This window comes from Methylobacterium sp. 142-1Y, from assembly GCF_057747795.1.
This window is the reverse complement of sequence record NZ_CM173224.1, coordinates 4,274,820-4,295,875: the sequence shown is the minus strand read 5'-3', so window position 1 is coordinate 4,295,875 and position 21,056 is coordinate 4,274,820. Positions and strand designations below refer to the sequence as shown.

At 71.1% G+C, this 21,056-nt stretch carries 22 protein-coding genes; 11 read left to right on the top strand and 11 right to left on the bottom strand.

The window, feature by feature from the left end; translation table 11 throughout:
• The first annotated feature begins 112 nt into the window (after positions 1–112).
• The 3 genes from purM to AC3AOF_RS19610 all read left to right on the top strand — a co-directional run bounded on the left by purM (position 113) and on the right by AC3AOF_RS19610 (position 2,331).
• Positions 113–1,189, top strand: a complete 1,077-nt coding sequence (purM, locus tag AC3AOF_RS19620) for a phosphoribosylformylglycinamidine cyclo-ligase (protein WP_488346252.1) — start codon at positions 113–115, stop codon at positions 1,187–1,189.
• Positions 1,186–1,845 (top strand): phosphoribosylglycinamide formyltransferase, encoded by a 660-nt coding sequence (gene purN, locus AC3AOF_RS19615; protein ID WP_488346251.1) that lies wholly within the window; start codon positions 1,186–1,188, stop codon positions 1,843–1,845. Before purM ends, purN begins: the two co-directional genes overlap by 4 nt.
• A 129-nt stretch (positions 1,846–1,974) precedes the next feature.
• Positions 1,975–2,331: a VanZ family protein gene (locus AC3AOF_RS19610; RefSeq protein WP_236989290.1), complete on the top strand. Its 357-nt coding sequence runs from the start codon at positions 1,975–1,977 to the stop codon at positions 2,329–2,331.
• A gap of 3 nt (positions 2,332–2,334) precedes the next feature.
• On the opposite strand, the gene AC3AOF_RS19605 is transcribed toward AC3AOF_RS19610, so the two are convergent.
• Complete coding sequence (locus AC3AOF_RS19605; protein ID WP_236989291.1) at positions 2,335–2,490, bottom strand: hypothetical protein; 156 nt, start codon at positions 2,488–2,490, stop codon at positions 2,335–2,337.
• Between the two features lie 323 nt (positions 2,491–2,813).
• A complete protein-coding gene (locus AC3AOF_RS19600; RefSeq protein ID WP_488346250.1) occupies positions 2,814–3,194 on the bottom strand; it encodes a hypothetical protein in 381 nt (126 codons plus the stop codon).
• A gap of 223 nt (positions 3,195–3,417) precedes the next feature.
• On the opposite strand from AC3AOF_RS19600, the gene AC3AOF_RS19595 reads away from it, so the two are divergent.
• The 5 genes from AC3AOF_RS19595 to AC3AOF_RS19575 all read left to right on the top strand — a co-directional run bounded on the left by AC3AOF_RS19595 (position 3,418) and on the right by AC3AOF_RS19575 (position 9,187).
• Positions 3,418–4,116, top strand: coding sequence for a hypothetical protein (locus tag AC3AOF_RS19595; protein WP_488346249.1), 699 nt, complete (start codon positions 3,418–3,420; stop codon positions 4,114–4,116).
• A gap of 41 nt (positions 4,117–4,157) precedes the next feature.
• Complete coding sequence (gene pyk / locus AC3AOF_RS19590) at positions 4,158–5,591, top strand: pyruvate kinase (RefSeq protein ID WP_236989294.1); 1,434 nt, start codon at positions 4,158–4,160, stop codon at positions 5,589–5,591.
• A 397-nt stretch (positions 5,592–5,988) separates the two neighbouring features.
• Positions 5,989–6,402, top strand: coding sequence for a DUF4864 domain-containing protein (locus AC3AOF_RS19585; protein ID WP_488346248.1), 414 nt, complete (start codon positions 5,989–5,991; stop codon positions 6,400–6,402).
• Positions 6,403–6,465: 63 nt separating this feature from the next.
• A complete protein-coding gene (gene thrC, locus AC3AOF_RS19580; RefSeq protein ID WP_488346247.1) occupies positions 6,466–7,878 on the top strand; it encodes a threonine synthase in 1,413 nt (470 codons plus the stop codon).
• Positions 7,879–7,891: 13 nt separating this feature from the next.
• Positions 7,892–9,187 (top strand): M16 family metallopeptidase, encoded by a 1,296-nt coding sequence (locus AC3AOF_RS19575; RefSeq protein ID WP_488346246.1) that lies wholly within the window; start codon positions 7,892–7,894, stop codon positions 9,185–9,187.
• A gap of 315 nt (positions 9,188–9,502) precedes the next feature.
• Here AC3AOF_RS19575 and htpG read toward each other — a convergent pair whose 3' ends face one another.
• Together htpG and AC3AOF_RS19565 are read right to left on the bottom strand one after the other, a co-directional pair.
• The gene (gene htpG, locus AC3AOF_RS19570) at positions 9,503–11,335 is read right to left on the bottom strand and encodes a molecular chaperone HtpG (protein WP_488346245.1); all 1,833 of its coding nucleotides are present in this window, start codon (positions 11,333–11,335) and stop codon (positions 9,503–9,505) included.
• A 63-nt stretch (positions 11,336–11,398) separates the two neighbouring features.
• Positions 11,399–11,968: a TetR/AcrR family transcriptional regulator gene (locus AC3AOF_RS19565; protein ID WP_488346244.1), complete on the bottom strand. Its 570-nt coding sequence runs from the start codon at positions 11,966–11,968 to the stop codon at positions 11,399–11,401.
• A 95-nt stretch (positions 11,969–12,063) separates the two neighbouring features.
• On the opposite strand from AC3AOF_RS19565, the gene AC3AOF_RS19560 reads away from it, so the two are divergent.
• The gene (locus AC3AOF_RS19560; RefSeq protein ID WP_488346243.1) at positions 12,064–12,666 is read left to right on the top strand and encodes a sugar O-acetyltransferase; all 603 of its coding nucleotides are present in this window, start codon (positions 12,064–12,066) and stop codon (positions 12,664–12,666) included.
• A 147-nt stretch (positions 12,667–12,813) separates the two neighbouring features.
• Here the strand turns inward: AC3AOF_RS19560 and AC3AOF_RS19555 are convergent, their stop codons facing one another.
• From AC3AOF_RS19555 to AC3AOF_RS19530, 6 genes are all read right to left on the bottom strand, one after another.
• Positions 12,814–13,269 carry a MaoC family dehydratase gene (locus AC3AOF_RS19555; RefSeq protein WP_236989301.1) on the bottom strand — a complete coding sequence of 152 codons (456 nt, stop codon included), beginning with the start codon at positions 13,267–13,269 and terminating at the stop codon, positions 12,814–12,816.
• Positions 13,270–13,286: 17 nt separating this feature from the next.
• Positions 13,287–14,672 carry an MATE family efflux transporter gene (locus tag AC3AOF_RS19550; protein ID WP_236989302.1) on the bottom strand — a complete coding sequence of 462 codons (1,386 nt, stop codon included), beginning with the start codon at positions 14,670–14,672 and terminating at the stop codon, positions 13,287–13,289.
• Between the two features lie 104 nt (positions 14,673–14,776).
• Complete coding sequence (locus tag AC3AOF_RS19545; protein ID WP_236989303.1) at positions 14,777–15,235, bottom strand: PIN domain-containing protein; 459 nt, start codon at positions 15,233–15,235, stop codon at positions 14,777–14,779.
• A complete protein-coding gene (locus tag AC3AOF_RS19540) occupies positions 15,232–15,504 on the bottom strand; it encodes a hypothetical protein (RefSeq protein ID WP_236989304.1) in 273 nt (90 codons plus the stop codon). Before AC3AOF_RS19540 ends, AC3AOF_RS19545 begins: the two co-directional genes overlap by 4 nt.
• Positions 15,505–15,653: 149 nt before the next feature.
• Positions 15,654–16,568: an alginate O-acetyltransferase AlgX-related protein gene (locus AC3AOF_RS19535; protein ID WP_488346242.1), complete on the bottom strand. Its 915-nt coding sequence runs from the start codon at positions 16,566–16,568 to the stop codon at positions 15,654–15,656.
• Positions 16,569–16,712: 144 nt separating this feature from the next.
• Positions 16,713–17,789 (bottom strand): extracellular solute-binding protein, encoded by a 1,077-nt coding sequence (locus AC3AOF_RS19530; RefSeq protein WP_488346241.1) that lies wholly within the window; start codon positions 17,787–17,789, stop codon positions 16,713–16,715.
• A gap of 367 nt (positions 17,790–18,156) precedes the next feature.
• Between AC3AOF_RS19530 and AC3AOF_RS19525 the strand changes: the two genes are divergently transcribed.
• Both AC3AOF_RS19525 and AC3AOF_RS19520 read left to right on the top strand, forming a co-directional pair.
• Entirely contained in the window at positions 18,157–18,870 is a 714-nt protein-coding gene (locus AC3AOF_RS19525) for a response regulator (RefSeq protein ID WP_236989308.1), read from the top strand.
• A 360-nt stretch (positions 18,871–19,230) separates the two neighbouring features.
• Positions 19,231–20,394, top strand: coding sequence for a PAS domain-containing protein (locus AC3AOF_RS19520; protein WP_488346240.1), 1,164 nt, complete (start codon positions 19,231–19,233; stop codon positions 20,392–20,394).
• A gap of 33 nt (positions 20,395–20,427) precedes the next feature.
• Here the strand turns inward: AC3AOF_RS19520 and AC3AOF_RS19515 are convergent, their stop codons facing one another.
• Complete coding sequence (locus AC3AOF_RS19515) at positions 20,428–20,982, bottom strand: DoxX family membrane protein (RefSeq protein WP_236989311.1); 555 nt, start codon at positions 20,980–20,982, stop codon at positions 20,428–20,430.
• Positions 20,983–21,056: the final 74 nt, after the last annotated feature.

Here is a 21,056-nt window from a genome sequence, read left to right as displayed (position 1 = left end):
ACATGGCTCCCCGGCTGCCCTGCCTCGCGGTCGCGGGCAAGACTCGCGATCCCTCACAAGAGCGGCTAAGAGCGGTCGCAGCATGGGACGGATCGAGGCGAAGGGTCGAGGGATGACGACGGGCGAGCGCCAGAACGGGATGACCTACGCGGAGGCCGGCGTCGACATCGATGCCGGCAACGCCCTGGTCGAGGCGATCAAGCCCCTGGTGCGGGCGACCCGCCGGCCGGGAGCGGACGCGGAGATCGGCGGCTTCGGCGGCCTGTTCGACCTGAAGGCGGCGGGCTTCAAGGACGCGATCCTGGTCGCGGCCAATGACGGCGTCGGCACCAAGGTCAAGATCGCGATCGAGACCGGGCGCCACGCCACGATCGGCATCGACCTCGTGGCGATGTGCGTCAACGACATCATCGTCCAGGGCGCCGAGCCCCTGTTCTTCCTCGACTACTACGCCACCGGCAAACTGGTGCCGGGGGTGGGCGCCGACATCGTCAAGGGCATCGCCGAGGGCTGCCGCCAGGCCGGGTGCGCGCTGATCGGCGGCGAGACCGCCGAGATGCCGGGGCTCTATGACGGGTCCGACTACGACCTCGCCGGCTTCTCGGTCGGCGCCGCCGAGCGCGGGGCGCTCTTGCCGGTCGCCGGCATCGCGCCCGGCGACGTGGTGCTCGGCCTGCCCTCCTCGGGCGTGCACTCGAACGGGTTCTCGCTGGTGCGCCGGATCGTGGCGGCCTCAGGTCTCGGCTACGACGCGCCTGCGCCCTTCGCGGAAGGCGTCAGCCTCGGCGAGGCGCTGCTGGAGCCGACCCGGATCTACGTCAAGCCGCTGCTGGCGGCACTGAAGGCGACCGGCCACGGCGCCATCAAGGCGCTCGCCCACATCACCGGCGGCGGATTTCCCGACAACCTGCCCCGGGTCCTGCCCGACGGCGTCGGCATCGCCATCGACCTCGACGCGGTGACGGTGCCACCGGTCTTCGGCTGGCTCGCCCGCCAGGGCAACGTCGCCGAGGCCGAGATGCTGCGCACCTTCAATTGCGGCATCGGCATGGTGGTGGTGGTCGATCCGGCCAGGGCCGAAGCGGTGGAGCAGGCGCTCCAGGCGGCCGGCGAGGCGCCGGTGCGGCTGGGGCAGATCACCCCGCGGGGCGAGGCGCCCGTGACCTTCTCCGGCACGCTCGCCCTATGAGCGCGCGCGCCCGGATCGCGATCCTCATCTCGGGCCGCGGCTCCAACATGGTGTCGCTGATCGAGGCCGCGCAGGCACCGGACTACCCGGCCGAGATCGGGCTCGTCGCCTCGAACCGGCCGGACGCACCCGGTCTTACCCGCGCGGCGCAGGCCGGGCTCGCCACCGCGGCGGTCGATCACCGCGCCTTTTCAGACCGGGCCGCCTTCGAACGGGCGCTCGACGCGGAGCTACGCCGGCACGGCGTCGAGCTTCTGGTGCTCGCCGGCTTCATGCGGGTGCTGACGCCCTGGTTCGTCGAATCGTGGGCCGGGCGGATGCTCAACATCCACCCCTCCCTGCTGCCCCTGTTCCGCGGCACCCACACCCATGCCCAGGCGCTGGAGGCCGGCGTGCGGGTGCATGGCTGCACGGTGCATTTCGTGGTGCCCGAACTCGATGCCGGCCCGATCGTCGCCCAGGCCGTCGTGCCGGTGCTGCCGGAGGACGACGAAGATTCCTTGAGCGCCCGGATCCTGGTGCAGGAGCACCGGATCTACCCCGCGGCGCTCGCCCTGGTGGCGAGCGGGCGGGCCCGCCTCGAAGGCGGCCGGGTGGTGTTTTCGGACGGCAGCGGGGCGGCCGAGGGCGCCCTGGTGGTGCCGGGCCTCGCCTGATCGCGGTCACGGTGACGCAGCCGGCTCGAAGGGAATCGTAAACCTTTCGGGCCAGGATTGCGGAGCGCGCCGTGTTCTGGCACCGCACCCTCCGCGTCCTTGTCGATGCCCGCACGGGTCTCCCCTCGCATGTCCAGAGCGTCGCGCATTCTCGGCTGGCTGATCCTGGCCGCCATCACGGCGGCGACCGTGGTGCCGATCGGCTACCGGCCGGTGAGCGCCCTGCCGGTCTCGATCGAGCGGGCCGGCGCCTTCGCGGTGCTGGCCTTCCTGTTCGCCCTCGGCTATCCGCGCCACCGCTGGCGGGTGCTGGTGCTGGTCGTGGCGGCGGCGGGCGCCCTGGAGGCGTTCCAGCTGCTCGAGGCGACCCGGCACGGTCGCGTCGCGGATTTTCTGGTCAAGGTGTTCGGCTGCGGCTGCGGCACGGCGGCGTCGCTCGCCGCCGACCTCGTCTGGCCCCGCCTTCGCACCAGCGGCGAGGCGTAATCTCTAATTGATGCTGTAGGCGCGCTCGATGACGACGCCGCAGCTCTCGGCCAGGCTGAAGGCCATCTCGCGGGTCAGGCCGAAGATCAGCGGCGTCTCGCCGCGATAGAGCGTGTAGCGGCCGTCGGGCCGCACCGTGATGCGCACCACTTCGTGCATGGCTGCCTCCTCCGATGGCCGGCCCGTTCTGGTGCGGGCCGACTCGGGGCAGGACTTTAGGCCGATTCTGAGCGGCCGCGAAGGGCCCATCCGACCGCGGATGGCGCACGATCGGCCTCGGCAGATTTCGCCGAAGCGGTGGCCGGTTCGGCGCCAAAAATCTGGGACGAAACAAGAACCTAAGCGGACTTGCGTTGGCAAGCCAACGCAGGTCCGCTCAGCCTCCGCCGGTGCGGGCGGCGCGACGTGGCGGGTCATGACGCCGAGAGGGATCGGCCTGTGTGCCCGAATCGATCGACGCGACCGCTCGAACGGGCTCCGGATCAGGCGGCGGAGACGCGATCGGGCCGCCAGGCCCGGCGGGGAAGCGGCGCGGGCGCGCCGACCCGTTGCAGCGCGACCTCGGCCGCCCGGCGCGACTGCTTCAGGACGACGAGGGCCGACCAGCGCATCGCCACCTCGTGCCGGGCGACGAGCCGGCCGGCGGCGTCGTAGCGGCGCCAGCCGCAGCGGTCCTGCCCGGCTTCGTCGGCCTCGTCGTAGGTCTCGTAGCGGGCGACCAGGGCTCCGGTGGCGTCGAACTCGTCGTGGTACCAGCGCACGCCGTCCAGCGGGGCGCCGCGGCTGCGCGAGCCCCGGATCACCAGACGATGCTCGACGGGGGTGCGGAAGATCGTCTCGAAGACGGGCGGCTGGAACAGCATGGCCGTCGATCATCCCCCTCTGTATCGTCACCGAACAGTTTCCGAGGGATAGGGTGCGTTGCAGCATAACCGGCGTCAAGGGCGTCGCGCTGCGGCAAGCGATGCGATTTGAGCGCCGACGGGTGCTCCTTTGGTCCAAGATGCCCTAGCTTCCGCGGCGATGTCGCGACGAGCGAGGGTTTCGCGGATGCGGGGTGGGGCGCGGTGGGGTGTCGGGTCGCTCGTGCTAGCCTGGCTCGCGGGATCGAGGGCGGCGCTCGCCGCCGACGGGGATTGCACCGATTACGGCGCGCTCGGCGCCGGCGCGGGACCGCGCCTCGGCACGATCAAGGAGGCCGAGGCCCGGGTGCCGTTCGTCAAGGGCACCACCGGGCGCAGAGGCTGTCCCGGCCCCGATCCGGCCTGCCGCGAGAAGGCCTTCCTGGTGCCGGGCAACACCGTGATCCTCGGCGCCACCCTGCCGGGCTTCGTCTGCGCCACCTATGTCGGAAAGACCGGCGCGACCCGTTCCGGCTGGGTGGCCGACGACGCGGTCGCTCCGGCGCCCGTCTCCCCCGCCCCGTCCCTGAAGGACTGGACCGGCACCTGGACCGCACCGGAACAGACCGTGGTGATCCGGCCGGGCAAGACCCCCGGCACCCTCGCGATCAAGGGCGACGCCACCTACGGCGCCCTCGATCCCGACCGCGTGCGCCGCGGCGCGGTGAATATCGGAGAGGTCGAGGGCGAGACGGCGCCGAAGGGCGCGGACCTCGCCTTCACCATGGGGGACAAGGGCACGCTGCCCTTCTCGGCCGGCGATTCCGGCGATTGCCGCCTGCGATTGAGGCTGCTGCCTCCTTACCTGCTCGCCGAGGACAACAATGCCTGCGGCGGGATGAACGTGACCTTCAACAACCTCTACCGCCGCACCAAGCCCTGACCATCGGGCCCTGATCCGAACGAGAGCAAGGAGCGATTGCCATGCGCCGCCACCGCCACGCCAAGATCGTCGCCACCGTCGGCCCGGCCAGCAACACGCCGGAGCGGCTCAAGGCCCTGTTCCTCGCCGGGGTCGACACCTTCCGGCTCAACTTCTCGCACGGCACCCACGACGACCACGCCAAGGTCCATGCCGCCATCCGCGCCCTGGAGCAGGAGACCGGCCGGCCGATCGGCATCCTCCAGGATCTCCAGGGGCCGAAGATCCGCATCGGCACCCTGCGCGGCGGCCGGGCGGATCTCGCCACCGGCGACCGGATCCGCTTCGTGCGCGAGGGCCGGGAGGGCGGCCCGGATGCGATCCCCCTGCCCCACCCCGAGATCTTCGCCGCGGTGGCGCCGGGGCAGGAGCTGCTCATCGACGACGGCCGGGTCCGGGTGCGGGTGGTCGGCGTCGACGACGCGGCGATCGACGCCGACGTGGTGACGGGGGGGCCGATCTCCGACCGCAAGGGCGTCAACCTGCCCGGCACGGTGCTGGCCCTGTCGCCGCTCACCGAGAAGGACCGGCGCGACCTCGCCTTCGGGCTCGATCTCGGGGTGGACTGGGTCGCGCTCTCCTTCGTCCAGACCCCCTCCGACGTGATGGAGGCCCGCGGTCTGATCGCCGGCCGGGCCGGGCTGATCGCCAAGATCGAAAAACCCTCGGCGCTCGACCACATCGAGGACATCATCCGCATCGCCGATGGCGTGATGGTGGCCCGCGGCGATCTCGGCGTGGAATTGCCGCCCGAGGACGTGCCGGGGCGCCAGAAGGAACTGGTGCGGGCCTGCCGCCGGGCGGTGAAGCCGGTGATCGTGGCGACCCAGATGCTCGAATCGATGGTGTCGGCGCCCTCCCCCACCCGGGCCGAGGCCTCCGACGTGGCAACGGCGGTCTATGACGGCGCCGACGCGGTGATGCTCTCGGCCGAATCGGCGGCGGGGAAATACCCGATCGAGGCGGTCTCGATCATGGACCGGATCATCCGCCGCACCGAGCAGCACCGGCTCTACCGCTCGCTCGTCGCGGCGAGCGAGCCGGAGGTCGAGGACAGCCCGCCCCACGCGGTGGCGGCCGCCGCGGCGGCGCTCGCCGACGCGATCGAGGCGGCGGCGATCGTCGCCTTCACGTCGAGCGGCACCACCGCCGCCCGCATCGCCCGCAAGCGCCCCAACGTGCCGATCCTCGCGGCGACGTCCGACACGGCGGTGTCGCGCCGCCTCAGCCTGTATTGGGGCGCCCATTCGGTGCTCGGGCCCGAGATCGAGTCCTACGAGGCGATGGTCGACCGCGCCGCCGAGGTCGCCGCCCAGGAAGGTTTCGCGCAGGCCCCGGACCTGGTGGTGGCGGTCGCCGGCATCCCGTTCGGCCGGGCCGGGACGACCAACAACCTGCGGGTGGTGGAGCTGGGGCGGAAGGCGAGCGGGGTGTAGGCGCGCGTCGTCGCTCGACAGAGTTTACAACAGTCAGCGACACTGGCGCGAAACCCTCGAGATCGTCTCCTCCATCCACGACCTCATCCTGAGGTGCTGGCGATCGGAGATCGCATTCGACCGTAGGGAGCCTCGAAGGAGAGCTCCAGAGATCGCGGAGATTTCTGGAGCCCTCCTTCGAGGTCAGTCGATCTTCGATCGACTAACACCTCAGGATGAGGTGAGCGTGTAGGAGATTCGGCCTCTACGGGAACCGAGACGCTGATGATCAGGCACCGGCCCCTTCCCTCCGCGACCATCCGCCATTCCCAAAAGGCTCGGACGAGGACAAGTTGTGTGCACGGCATCGGCCTGCTACGCTGCGTTATCCCGATCAGCCCCCCAGGAGGGCCCGGCCATGCGCACCCTCGTCGCCCTGATGACCCTGCTCGCCGTCGGCCAGGGTGCCCTCGCCGCAGGCAGCGACCGGGAGGCGGCCCGGGCGGTGATCCTTCGCCAGCAGGAGGCCTTCCGGCACGACGACGCGGCCGGCGCCTATGCCGAGGCGGCGCCCGCCATCCGGTCGATCTTCGGCAACCCCGAGACCTTCATCGGCATGGTCCGGCAGGGTTACGCGGCGGTGTACCGCAACCGCCGCTTCGAGTTCGGCACCGACGAGGCCCTGCCCGACGGGAGCCTGGCGCAGGGCGTGCGGATCCAAGACCAGGACGGCACCGACTGGGAGGCGCTCTACACCCTGGAGCGCGACGGGGACGGGGCATGGCGGATCACCGGCTGCCGCCTGCGCAAGGCGCCGGGTGCGAGCGTCTGACCTGAGGGCTGACGCGCCCCGCGGTTTCGTGTACGGCCTGCGCCAGCCTCAGGACCGATCACCGTGCTTCATGTCTCGACCCGCGGCAGCGCCGCTCCGCTGACCTTCACCGACGCGCTGCTGGCGGGGCTTGCCCGCGACGGCGGCCTGTACATCCCGCAAGAGTGGCCGCAGATCTCCCGTGAGACCATCGCGGGTCTCGCCGGGCGGCCCTATGCGGAAGCGGCGAAGACCGTACTGTCGCCGCTGGTCGACGGCGAGATCGAGGCCGGCGATTTCGGCCGGATGATCGACGAATCCTACGCCACCTTCCGGCATCCGGCGGTCTGCCCGCTGACCCAGCTCGGCGACAACCTCTTCCTGCTCGAACTGCATCACGGCCCGACCCTCGCCTTCAAGGACGTGGCGATGCAGTTGCTCGGCCGGCTGATGGACCACGCGCTGAAGGCCAAAGGCAGCCGCGCCACCATCGTCGGCGCCACCTCGGGCGATACCGGCAGCGCCGCCGTCGAGGCGTTCCGGGGGCTCGACAACGTCGACGTGTTCATCCTCTACCCCCATGGCCGGGTGTCCGAGGTCCAGCGCCGGCAGATGACCACGGTCGATGCGGGCAACATCCACGCGCTCGCGGTCGAGGGCACCTTCGACGATTGCCAGGCGATCGTGAAGGCGCTGTTCCAGCATCCGCGCTTCGCCGAGGACGTGCGGCTCTCGGGCGTCAACTCGATCAACTGGGCCCGGGTCGCCGCGCAGGCGGTCTACTACTTCACCAGCGCGGTGGCGTTGGGCAGCCCGCACCGCCCGGTGTCGTTCTCGGTGCCGACGGGCAATTTCGGCGACATCCTGGCCGGCTGGGCCGCCAAGCGCATGGGCCTGCCGGTCGGCCGGCTGATGATCGCCACCAACGCCAACGACATCCTGGCCCGCACGCTCGCCACCGGCTCCTACGAGGTGCGGGGCGTGGCGCCCACCACCTCGCCGTCGATGGACATCCAGGTCTCGTCGAACTTCGAGCGCCTGCTGTTCGAGTGCCTCGACCGCGATGCCGGCGCCGTCAACCGGCTGATGGCCGGCCTGAAGCAATCGGGCGCCTTCACGCTCGACGAGCGGACGCTGGCGCGCATCCGCGCCGAGTTCGACGCGGCTTCGGTGCCCGAGGACGAGGTCGTCGCCGAGATCCGCGACATCTACCGGGGCACCGGCCAGATCGTCGATCCGCACAGCGCCATCGGCGTGCGCGCCGCCCGCAAGCTGCTCGCCGACGATCCCGCGACTCCCGTGGTGGCGCTCGCCACTGCGCATGCCGCGAAGTTCCCGGATGCGGTCGAGGCCGCGACCGGCGTGCGCCCGGCCCTGCCGCCGCACCTCGCCGACCTGCTGGAGCGGCGCGAGCGCTTCACGGTGCTGCCGAACGACGAGGCGGCGGTGGAGCGGGCGATCCGCGAGCGCGCCCGCATCCTGAAGAGCGCCGCATGAACGGGACCGCCGCATGAACCAGCATTTCGCGACGCTCGGCGCCTCGCCGGACCTCAAGATCACCCGCCTGCCCAACGGCCTCACCGTCGTCACCGAGGCGATGCCGGGTCTCGCCACCGCGACCCTCGGGGTCTGGGTCGGAGCGGGCTCGCGCAACGAGCGGCCGCAGGAGCACGGGCTCAGCCACCTGATCGAGCACATGGCGTTCAAGGGCACGGCGACGCGCTCGGCCCGCCGGATCGCCGAGGACATCGAGAATGTCGGCGGCGAGATCAACGCCGCCACCAGCGTCGAGCAGACCAGCTACACCGCCCGGGTGCTCGGCGAGGATGCCGAGGTCGCCCTCGACGTGCTCGGCGACATCCTGACCCGCTCGGTCTTCGAGGCCGGGGAACTGGCCCGCGAGAAGGGCGTGATCCTCCAGGAATACGCCGCCGTCGAGGACACCCCGGACGACGTGGTCTACGACGCCTTCACGGAGGCCGCCTTCCCCGACCAGCCGATCGGCCGGCCGATCCTCGGGCGCCCGGAGACGATCAAGAGCTTCGACCGTGCGGCGATCGAGGCCTATCTCGCCCGCGAATACACGCCGGGCCGGATGGTGCTGGCCGCCGCCGGCGCCGTGGAGCACGACGCCATCGTGGCGGCGGCGCACAAGCATTTCGGCGCCATGCCGGCCGGCGACACGCCGGAGGCGGTGCCGGGCCGGTATCGCGGCGGCGAGCGGCGGATGCCGCGCAAGCTCGAACAGGCCAACCTGGTGCTCGGCCTGCCCGGCCTGTCCTTCCGGGACGAGTCCTATTACGCCACGCATCTCTTCGCGCAGGTGCTCGGCGGCGGGCTGACCTCGCGGCTCTGGCACGAGGTGCGCGAGACCCGGGGGCTGGCCTACGAGATCCACGCCTTCCACTGGCCGTTCAGCGATTGCGGCCTGTTCGGCATCGGCGCCGGCACCGCCGGCAGCGACCTGCCGGGCCTCGTCGAAGTGACGCTCGGCTGCCTGCGCGAGGCGGCGGAGACCGTGGACACGGCCGAACTCGCCCGGGCCAAGGCCCAGCTCAAGGTGGCGTTGCTCTCGGCGCTGGAGACGCCGGGCGGGCGCATCGAGCGCACGGCGCGCCAGCTCCTCGCCTGGGGTCGGGTGATCCCGGCCGCCGAGGTGATCGCCAAGGTCGATGCCGTCACCCCCGACGACGTACGGGCGGCAGGCCGCGCGCTGATCGCCGGCGCGCCGACCCTCGCGGCGATCGGGCCGATCAAGAAGCTGCAGAGCCTGGAGACGGTCGGGGCGATGGTGCGGGGGGCGTGACCGGCTCCGCGGCGGCGTCGGTTCTCCGCCGATAGGCCCCTTTCCCGCGGGGCTGTCCGGGCTTGAAGACGCGCCACGCCCAACTCTCCCCCCTCTGCGGGGGAGGGTGGACCCTGCGTCAGCAGGGGCCGGGAGAGGGGCAGCGCGACGCTCATCCAGAGGGCGACCTTCAGATCGGGTCCGCCTCATCTGGAAGCGTGGTTCCCCTCTCCCGCCCAGCTCCGCCGGGCACCCTCCCCCGCAGAGGGGGGAGGGTTCTGGCGCGGAGGCTATCGCTCCCGCACCTCAACACTGATCAGGCGGCCAAGCCGCCCCTCACCCCTGCGCCAAAGCCGACGCCACCCGGCGGGCGAAGGCGACGGGGTCGCGCGGCGGGTCGCCGCCCTGGACATGGGCGAGATCGACCAGCGTCTGGGCCGCCTCCCCGACATCCTCGCCAGACGCCGCACGCTCGGCGATGCGGCGGATCAGCGGATGGCGCGGGTTCAGCTCCAGCACCGGCTGGCCGCCACCCATGCCGCGGCCGGCGCGGCGCAGCAGGCGCTGCATCTGCAGGTCGGGCCCGAAGGCCGGAGCCGAGAGCAGCACCGCGCTGTCGACGAGGCGCTGGCTCGCCTTCACGTCCGAGACGTCGTCCTTCAGCGCCTCCTTCAGCTTCGGCAGCAGGTCCGCGAGGTCGGCCGGGGTGTCGCCCTCGGCGACCTCCGGCTCGAAGGCCGAGAGGTCGTCGCCGCCCTGCGTGATGCTGCGGATCGGCTTGCCCTCGTAGGCGTCCATCCGCTCGGGCCAGAACGCATCGACGTGGTCGGAGAGCAGCAGCACTTCGAGGCCGCGGGCCGAAAAACCCTCGATCTGAGCCGAGCGCTTCAGCGCGTCCACGTCGTCGCCGACCAGGATGTAGATCGCCTCTTGGTTCGGCTTCATGCGCGCGACGTAGTCGGAGAGCGAGGTCCAGCCCTCCTGGGTCGAGGAGTGGAAGCGCAGAAGGTTGGCGATGTCCTGACGGTGCTCGGCATCCTCCCACAGACCCTCCTTCAGCACCGGCCCGAAGGCCTGCCAGAAGGTGGCGTAGGACTCAGCGTCCTTGGCGCGGGTCTTCAGCTCCGAGAGGACCTTGGCGGTCACCGCGCGGCGGATGCGGGCGAGCACGGGGGTCGCCTGCAGCATCTCGCGCGAGACGTTGAGCGGCAGGTCCTCGGTATCGACGACACCCTGGACGAAGCGCAGCCAGGACGGCAGCAGCCCGGCCTCGTCGGTGATGAACATCCGGCGCACATGCAGGCGCACCTTGCTGTCGCGCTGCTCCTCGACCGCCATGAAGGGCTTCATGCCCGGCACGAACAGGAGCGCGGTGAATTCGAGCTGGCCTTCCGCGCGCCAGTGCAGGGTCGCCCAGGGCTTGTCGAAGGCGTGCGCGATCTGGCGGTAGAACTCGGTGTAGTCCTCCTCGCTCACCTCCGACTTGGGCTTGCGCCACAAGGCCGTGCCCTTGGTCGAGGGCACCTCCTCGCCGTCGCGCACCAGCGTCACCGGCACGGTGATGTGGTCGGCCCATTTGCGCAGGATGGTCTCGAGGCGGATCGGCTCGAGGTATTCCTCGGCATCGGCCTTCATGTGGAGCACGATGTCGGTTCCGGGCTCCGAGCGGGTCGCGGGCGCCAGGGTGTATTCGCCCTGCCCCTCCGAGGCCCAGGTCCAGGCCTCGTCCGAGCCGGCCTTGCGCGAGGTGACCTCGACCCGGTCGGCGACCATGAAGGCGGAGTAGAAGCCGACGCCGAACTGGCCGATCAGGCTCGGGCGCTCCTCGGGCTTGGCATCGGCCAGCGACTGGCTGAAGGCCCGGGTGCCGGAGCGCGCGATGGTGCCGAGATTCTGCGCCAGCTCGTCCTTCCCCATGCCGATGCCGGGATCCGACAGGGTCAAGGTCCGGGCGGCCTTGTCGGGGGTGATCCGGACCTTGGCGTCGGCCGGCAGCGCCAGGGCGGGCTCGGTCAGCGCCCCGAACCGGCGCCGGTCGACCGCATCGGCGGCGTTGGCGACGAGTTCGCGGAGAAAGATCTCGCGCTCGGAGTAGAGGGCGTGGACCACGAGGTCCAGAAGGCGCCCGACCTCGGCGCCGAACGAATGCCGCTCCACAGTTTCGCTCACGTGGTGGTTCTCCGATTGGGAACAAATCGTCGCGGGCGGATATGCGGGGCGGGTTCCGGCTTTTCAAGTTCCGGCCTGTCGAGGAAGCGGGAGCGCCGTTCCGGTCAGGCGGGCGACGATACCCCGGACCTCGTCCCGGTCCGCCGGCGCCCGATCGACCGAGCGGTGGATCGACAGGCCCTCAATCATCGCGTCGAGGGCCCGCGCCGTCTCGGGCGAGAAGTGCTGCTCCAGGGCCGCCCGGCTCTTGCCCATCCATTCCTGCATCACGCTGCGCAGGGCGGGCACCCGGGCGGCATAGGCGTAGAGCTCGTAGCTCAGGAGCAGGTTGCGGGGCGTCGCCCAATCATCGTCGACGACGAGGTCCACCACCGCCTCGCAGGCCTCGGCGCGGGTCACCGCCGCGGCCAGCCGCTCGGTGAACCGGGCCGACACCGTGTCGGCGAGCAGGGTGAAGGCCTCGGTCAGGAGGTCGTCGAGGCCCGCGAAATGGTAGGTCATCGAGCCGAGCGGCACGTCGGCGGCGGCGGCGATCCGCCGGTGGGTCGTGCCGGCGACACCGTGCTCGGCGATCGTGTCGAGGGCCGCCCGGAGGATGCGGGTGCGGCGTTCCGGATCGTAGCGGCGGGTCACGGCGGGCAGGCTCGTCTGGGGGGCGGGTTGGCTTTCGGCCAGGGTGTGTACATATGTACGTATCGCGATCGAAGGCCAGCCGACAGCGAGGAACCATGACGGGCCAGAAGCAAAAAATGCTCGCCGGCGAGCTCTACATCGCCGACGATCCGGAGCTGATCGCCGACAACCGGCGCATCTCGGCGTGGATGGACCGCTACAACGCCGGCAACAGCTTGAGCCAGCCGGAGCGGCAGGCGCTGATGGCGGAGGCCTTCGCGCAGGTGGGTGAGGGCTGCAACATCCGGCCGCCGTTCTGGTGCGATTACGGCTACAACATCAGCCTCGGCCGCGGCGTCTTCCTCAACTTCAACTGCTGCATCCTCGACGTGGTGCAGGTGACGATCGGCGACATGACGCAGATCGGGCCGGGCGTGCAGATCCTCACCGCCGACCACCCGCGCGATCCGGCCGAGCGGCGGCAGATGCTGGAATTCGGCCGGCCGGTCGTGATCGGGGCCAATGTCTGGATCGGCGGCGGGGCGATGATTCTGCCGGGGGTGACGATCGGCGACGATGCGATCATCGGGGCGGGCAGCGTGGTGACCCGGGACGTGCCGGCGGGGGGTGTGGCGGTGGGGAATCCGGCGCGGGTGCGTGGGGCACAGGAGGAAAGGCCTGCTCGGCCATTCGACGGGTTATCCCACCCTCTCACCTAGTCCTGAGGTGCCGCGGAGCGGCCTCGAAGGACGGCTCCGGAAGTCTCTGCGATCCCTGGAGCCCTCCTTCGAGGTCAGTCGATCTTCGATCGACTGACGCCTCAGGATGAGGTCGAGGATAGGATGCTGCGTCAGTCGCGCAACCCATCACCCCTCCGGCCGCCGCACCACCAGCAGGTTGGCCACCAGCACCTGCACCGGCTCGCCATGCTGGTTCAGCGTGGTGGTGCGCACCTTCGCGAGGCCCTGGCTCGGCCGGGAGCGGGAGGGACGCAGCTCGATCACCTCGCTCGTGAGCCGGATCGTGTCGCCGGGTCGCAGGGGCTTGGGCCAGCGCAGCTCGTCCATGCCCGCCCCGATGATCCCGCCGGCCAGCCGCAACTCGCTGCCGACGAGAAGCTGCATGGTGAGCGCGGCGGTGTGCCAGCCGCTCGCCGCGAGGCCGCCGAAGAAGGTCGATGCGGCCTGCCCGGCATCGAGGTGGAAGGGCTGCGGGTCGAACTCGGTCGCGAAGCGGACGATGTCGGCCTCGGTCACCGTCGCCGCGCCCGAGCCGTAGACCTGGCCCGGCGCCAGATCCTCGAGATACAGGTCCCGCGTCATCGCCGATTCCCCATCGCCTATTCCCCTCCCGCTGCCACGAGGGCCGGCACCGCCGCCCGCTCCCCGCGAAACCACACCCCGGCGGCGACCGCGCCGGCATTGACGAGCCCGAGCGCGGCAAGACCGAGGCCGAGCGCCAGGAAGACCCCGTCGAGACCGAGGCCGAGCCGGAGCGCCAGGACACCGCCGCCGATCGAGACCGCCATGCGGGCGATCCCCGCCACCAGCGGCCATCCGACCCGGCCGGCCCCTTGCGAGGCGAAGTAGAGGGCGAGCCCGATTCCGGCGAATCCGTAGAACGGGCCGACGAGGTGGAGATAGCGGCTGCCGACGGTGAGCATCTGCGGATCGTGGCCGAAAATCCTGAGGAACGGCAGCGGCCAGAGGGCGGCGGCAAGCCCGATCGCCTCCGTCAGCCCGCCCGCGATCGCCGCGCCGGTCCAGGCCACCCGCAGGGCACGGGCCCGGTCGCCGGCGCCGATGCAGGTGCCGACCATCGCGCCGATCGGCGCGCCGAGGCCGAAGACGAGGGGCACCAGCAGGTATTCGAGCCGCGCTCCCGTGCCGTAGCCCGCCACCGCCGCCGGGCCGGCCTCCCCGGCGAAGGCGGTGGCGACGGCGATGGTGATGTTGGTGGTGGCGCTGACGATCGACGAGACGGCCCCGATCCGCAGGATGTCGCGCAACGGTGCCCAGGCGAGGCGAGGCGGGCGGGAGCCGGGCCGCAACAGGCCGCGTCCGGCCCAGAGATGATGGGCGAACACCGCCGTGCCGGCGGCGTAGTAGGCCAGCACCGCGACGCCGCCGCCGACGATGCCGAGACCGGGAATCGGCCCGAATCCGTAGATCAGGGCCGGCGAGAGCGGTACCAGCACGGCGGCGCCGACGCTGATGACGAGCGCCGGCAGCGTCATGTTGCCGGTGCCGCGGATCACGGCGGCGAGCGCGTTGAACAGCCAGACCAGCGCCGCACCGCAGAACACCACGCCGCCATAGGTCGTGGCCGCCTGGAGCGAGGCGCCCTCGCCCCCCATCGCCCGGTAGAGCGCCGGCCCGAAGGCGAGTTCGAGCCCGGTGGTGAGCAGGCCGAGGATGAGGCCGATGGCGGCGGCGTACCACGGCAGCCGGTCGGCCTCCGCGCGCCGGCCGGCCCCGAGGCTGCGGGCCACCGCCGACAGGATGCCGCCGCCCATGGCGCCGGCCGAGATCATCTGCACCAGCATCAGCACGGGAAAGACCAGCGCCATGCCGGCGAGGGCATCGGTGCCGAGCCCTGCGACGAAGGCGGTTTCGATCAGCCCGACCAGGGCCTGGACCAGCATGACGACGACGTTCGGCACGGCGAGGCGCAGGAGCGTCGGGCCGATCGGGGCATGGAGCAGGCGGTGGGTGCGCGCATCCATCGGGCAGCGCTCCTCGCGAGTCAGAGTGGCCGGCGGGTCCGGCACGGGGCTATTAGTGGCATATGCCAGTTTTTCGTCAAGGCGGAGTGCGGAGCCGGGACGAGTCAGCGAACACGCAGATGGGAGAAATTGACGGCCTGCCGGCCGGCGCTCACGCTCGCCACATAGAGATCGAGGTCGTCGGTCAGCAGGACCGACGTTTCGTACTGCACCTCGAGAAGAGCCGCGTCGGTCAGCCCGAGGAGGCGAAACTCAGGTCGACGCGCGGCCGCACCACTCGCGACTGTCGTCTCGATGCAATCAAAAACAAAATTCTGCAAGACTGCACAGATGCGGCTGCGACCCGGCTCGGCGAATTGACGGACGAGGTTGGAGGTCTCGGCGAGGACGTGTGGAATGGTCACGACAGACGGTGTTCCAGCCAGGGTATCTTGCAGCAACAAGAAATCCTCAACCGTGTAGGTTTGCGTCCGCTTATGTCGCAGGATGTAATCCTGCGACGCCAAACCGACGATCAGCAGCACCATGAGGTTGGTATCGAGAATGGTGAGCGCAGCCTTCAATGGGCAGGCTCGCGAATCTCCGAAGAGAGCACATCCCCGGTCCGATCATCGATCGTCACGACCTTGTAGGTTCGACCCAGAACGCGATCCCGCACCGAGGCACCGGACCCGACCCATGGCTCGTCCCACGGACGCGAGAAGCCGATCGTGATGCGCCAGGCATCGTCCGTCTTCCTGACTTCTTCCAAGCCGACGTGGCGCAGATCCTCGTCGGCATGGACGTCTGCGATCCAGCGCTTCGCGGTTGCGATGGCTTCTCTTGCGTCCATGGTCCTTCCCGTCTCAGCATCTCCGATCGAATGACGCGGCGCACTCGAATGCGGCTCATGTCCAGGCAGCATCCATATTGGTGCGCCATGCAGGGCGCGTACAGGCGGCGAAGGCAGGCCCAGTCAAGTTTCTTCGGTTCGCCGTGGCCCTACGACGCCACCCCCAACGCCGCCAGCCGCTCCGCCTCGTAGGACGCGAGGTCGAAATCGTCCTCCGGCACCCGCGGCAGGAAACGCTCGACCTGTTCGCACAGCACGATGTCGGGCAGGATGCGCTCGACATAGCCCCAGTCGATGTTCGACGACCAGATGAAGTGGACCTCGCGGAAGGTCTCGGCCAGCATCGCGGTCAATCCGTTGGGGGCGAAGTTGGCGCAGGAATCGCCGAACAGCACCAGGATGCGCGGATCGGCGTCGGGGGAACGGTTGCGGTAGACCGCATGGGCGCCGCCATGCAGCTCGCCGAGGCGGCCGGCGGCCGTGTAGGCGTCGATCAGGCGGCCGCCCCCGACCCGCTCGGCATCGCGGAAGAGCTGGTAGTTGCGCACGGTCTCGAGGGGCGGCGCGTCGAGCTTGTTGCCGATGTCGAGCACGGCCTCGAATTCGTGGAACGGCCGGTCCAGGAAATCGGTGCGCGGGCTCGCCCCGCAGGCCCGGCAGACCAGCCGGTAGGCGAGCAGGCAGCCGTGGATGTTCCAGTGCGTGTCGGTGCGGTAATGCAGGTCGCGCTCGTTGCGCCGCGCGCGCATCGGCCCGAGGAGGTCGATCCAGGCCCGGCGCCCCGGCCAGGACCAGCGCATCAGGGTGCCGAGGCGGCGGGACGGCGCGAGGCGCGGGTCGAGGGTCAGGCCGTCGAAGCGGTCCTCGTAGACGCTGAGCTTCTCGGGCACCACGAGGTGCAGGTAGCGGGCGCCGAAGCTCTGGCCGCGCCGGATGCGCCGCAGGATCTGCCGGCGCCACTGGCGCAGGACCCGGTCCATCGGGCGGATCCGCCGGTACTGGTCCGCGACCTCGTTGGTGCCCCCGGTGAGGAAGAGCCAGCCGTCCTTGCCCGCGTGATACATCCGGTCCCCTGCCCGCAATCCGGCCGCGTCTCGGGCGGGAGGGGTCCCGCGCGGGCGATCGGCTGCCCGGGGGGTCTGCTACCGCAGGATGGAAAAAGAAAGGTGGCCGGAACGGACGGCCGGGCCGGATTGCCGGGATTCGCGTCAGCGCTCGCGGACCTTGGCGCCGTAGCGGCGGCGCCACTCGGCCAGGATGCGGGGCCGGTTGCGGGCCATCCAGTCGAGGTCGTTGCGGATCATCCGCGCCTCGGCATGGGGCGGGTAGTGCGGGCCCGGACTGGAGACGCCCGGATAGGCCACGATGGCGAAGCTGCGGGCATAGAGCGCGTTGGCCTCCCGGCTCGCCGCCCAGTCCGCCACCCGCCGGGCGAGCGCGAGGTGGGGCCGTCCGGCGACGACCGCGAAGGCTTCCGCCTCCCAGCCGGTGCCGTCGACCGGGACCACGATGTCGATGGGCGCGCCCGCCGCCTTCTCGGCGGCGGCCCGCATGTCGAAGGAGAGGCCCAGGGCGACCGCGCCGGAGGCGGCCTCCCGGCACGGGGCCGAGCCGCTCGGCAGGTAAGCGGCGACGTTCCGGTCGAGCGCATCCATGTAGGCCCAGCCCGCATCCTCCCCGAGGGTCTGCAGCCAGCCCGCGACGAGGAGATAGCCGGTGCCGGAGGCCGCCGGGTTCGGCATGACGATCCGCCCCTCGAAGGCGGGGCCGAGGAGGTCGCGCCAGAAGCTCGGGCGGGTGATCCGGTGCCGGGCCGCGACCTCGACGTTGAAGCAGATCACCCCCAGATAGGCGTCCATCCCGGTCCAGCTGTAGGGCGGGGTCGGATCGCGGAAGAACGGCCGCAGCGCCTCGACGCCGGCGGGGCGGTAGGGATCGAGGAGGTGGGCCGCCTCGAACTGCAGCAGGCTGGTGGCGGCGATCCCGATGAGGAGGTCGGCCTGCGGCGCGTCCCGCTCGGCGAGCATGCGGTCGGTGACGATGCCGGTCGACGCCCGCAGCCAGGCGATCTCGACCTCCGGCACCGCCGCCTCGATCGCCCGCCGGATCGGGTCGAGCTGCTCGATCTCGAGGGCCGTGTAGGCGACGAGCCGGGTGCGCTCCGCCCCGGCGGCGGGTGCGAGGCAGGCGGCGACCCCCGAGACGGCGAGGGCGAGCGAGGCCCGGAGCCGCCGGACGGCCGCGCCGCATCCCCTCCTCCCGCCCGCCGATGCCGCCCCCCGCATCCCGTCCCCTCCGCTTCGCCAAAGCCGCTTCGCCAGGACCGCTTGGCCACGACCACTTGGCCACGACCGCTTCGCCACGACCGCTTCGCCACCGGCCGCGATCGCCCGCCTCGATGCAGGCTCCGTCCGGAATAGGGATTCCCGGCGACGATGCCGTGACGCGCCGCACGACGCCTCCGGCGGCCCTCGCGCACGGGGAGCCGGCGGCGTGTTGCGGCGCGGATTCTCCATGCAACTCTTACGGCGACTGCGAACCGTGCGATAGGTCGTTGATATTGCCAGTTATTCCGTGCCGGGAGGGTACCCAGCCGCCCCCGACTTGCTCTAGGATGATTGCCGCACGGATCGTTTCCAGAGACGCCACGGTATGACCCACCCGACTCCGCCAGTCGCCCTGATCGCGGATGACGACGACTTCTTCCGCCTCGCCGTGGTGGCGATCCTGACCCGCAGCTTCGGCTTTTCCGAGGTCGTCGAGACCGGCTCCCTGGACGCCGCCCTCGACCAGCTCTCGACCCGCCGGGGCGCCGTGACCCTGGCGCTGTTCGACCTGGCGATGCCCGGCATGGAGGGCCCCGGGAGCCTGAGCGCGGTGCGCGAGTGCTTCCCGGCGGTGAAGGTGGCGGTGGTCTCGGCCTCCACCGAGCGCAACAAGATCCTCACCGCCCTCGAGGTCGGGGTCCACGGCTACATCCCCAAGGGGATCGGCTCGTCCGAGCTGACCCGGGCGGTGGGCATGGTCCTCGAGGGCCAGATCTTCGTGCCGGCCTCCCTGGCGGTGCTCGACGGGGCGGGCCCGCGCCCGGCGCTCGAGGCACGGGGCCCCGCCTTCGACGGACGACCGGACGGACGGTTCGAGGGACGGCAGGACGGGCGCCAGCTCCGCATTCCCGACCTGACGCCGCGCCAGCGCGACGTGCTCGCCCTCCTGGTCGAAGGCCGGTCGAACAAAGAGATCGCCCGGCGGCTCCAGCTCGGCGAAGGCACCGTCAAGGTCCACATGGCGGCGCTGCTACGCAGCCTCGGGGTGCAGAACCGGGCCGCGGCGGCGGTGGTCGGCGCACGTCTGCTGGCGGATTGATCCCGGCCGGCCCGCACGCCATGCCGATCCGGAAAAGACCTGCGGGCCGGAGCTTTGCAACACTATATCATCGGCGGTGCTGCGATTTGGGCGCATTGACCTTTCGTCGAATGCTCGCTCTTGACCTCCCGAATCGGCGCTGCCCCGGCCTCGACCTCCCCCAATAGCGCCGGCGCTCTTCGCCGATACTGCCCTTGGGTTAGCTTCTTAGAATGGTTTTGATCTTGACACTGGAGCGTGCTTTTGTATGCCTTCACCATGTGTTGGGGAGGCGACGACAACTGATCGCTTCGCCGGCAGGTTGTGCGAACGCGGCGTGATGGCGTGCACCCGCGCGACGGAACGCGACGGGAACGAGTGATGGATCGGGAAGCGATTGGAACGGAGACCATCAGCGCGACCCTGGACGCTCTGCTCAACCTGCCGCCCTTGAAGAAGTCGCCCCAGCTCTCCGCCTTCCTGGCCTATGTCGTGCGCGAGAGCCTGGCGGGACGCGGCAGCCTGCTCAAGTCCTACACCATCGCGACCGATGCCCTCGGCCGCTCGAGCAGCTTCGATCCGGCGACGGATGCGATCGTGCGGGTCGAGGCCCGGCGCCTGCGCCAGGTGTTGCAGCAGATCTATGCCGATGCCGCCTGCCCGCTCGAGGTGCGCATCGACCTGCCGCTGGGCCGCTACGAGCCGAGCTTCCGGCAGGTCGCCCCGGCCCAGGGATCGCCCGTGCCGGCCAGTCGGCAGGAGGCGGAGGACGGCAGGCAGGAGAGCGAGCAGCGCTACCGCGCCCTGGTGGAGGCGAGCGCGGCGGTGGAGTGGCGCTCCGGCCCGGACGGCAGCCTGATCCAGACCTTCGGCCTGAGCGCACGGACCGGCCTCGGCGATGCCGAGTTGCAGGGTTTCGGCTGGCTCGCCGCCCTGCATCCGGACGACCGCGCCGCGGTCGAGGCCCTGTGGCGGGCCTGCTGCCAGAGCGGCACGCCGCTGGACGCCACCTATCGGGTGCGCCACCGGAACGGGGAGTATCGCTGGATGCTCGGCCGCGCGGTCCCGCTCGAGAGCGCCGAGGGAACGATCCGCGAATGGGTCGGCACCATGGCCGATATCGACGAGCAGGTCCGCGCCGCCGAGGCCCTGCGCACCAGCGAGGAGCGGCTTCGCCTCGCCATCTCGGCGGCCGGGATGATGACCTGGGACATCGACCTGGCGACCCGGGAGGTCACCTGCTCGGATTTCGGCACCAGCCTGATGGGCGTGACGAAGGGATCGCTCGACGAGCTGTTCCTGGCGATGGTGTTGCCGGAGGACCTCCCCATCGTCCTCGCCAGTCTCGAACCCGCCCTGCGGGGCGAGGGCACCTACGACGCGCAGTACCGCATCGCCCACGAGGACGGCGTGCGCTGGATCTCGGCCCGCGGCAGCCTGATGACGTCCTCCGACGGCCGCACCCGGCTGATCGGGGTCGCCTGCGACATCTCCGGCCGCTACGCCGATGCACACCTCGCCGAGGAGCGGCGGCTGTCGGCCTGACCGCCGCCGCCAGTTCCTCGCTCCCACGCGCCGTCAGGCCGCGGCCTTGGCCGGGCGGGGCCCGCGGGGCGCGGCGGCCCGCTTGCGGGGCGGTTTCGAGGCCGAGTCCTTGGGGGCCGAGTCCTTGGGGGCAGAGTCCTTGGGGGCCGGGACCCTGGCCGCCGGCGCCGTGCCGCGCTCGCCCCCGTGCCACCAGCCCTGCCAGCTCCAGCCGCCCGGACCGGTCACGGCGTAGAGCACGAAGCCCGCGGCAAGGCCGAGCTGGGCGAGAAAGAGTTCCTGCTCGACCCGGGCGACGGCGCCGGAGAACTCCCAGAACCGGTGCAGCAGCAAGCCCGCCACCACCGCGTGGAGCGCGAGGCCGAGGCCGACGAGGCGCGGCAGCAGCCCGAGCGCGAGGAGGAGCGGGCCGAAGATCCCGATCACCACCGAGGCCGTCGCGACGGCGTTCGGGTAGGGCATCCCGGTCGCCGCCAGCGTCAAGGCGAAGCCCGAGGGGTTGAGCGCCCGCCCGATCGCCGCCGGCAGCAGGGCGGAGGCGAGCAGGAGCCGCCCGGCGAGCAGGATTCCGTCGTTGCGCGCAGCCATCCCGAGCCCCTCGTCGAATGGGCGGACGGTGGCGCGGGACCGGTTAAGGGGGTTCTACCGGACCCCGCACCTCC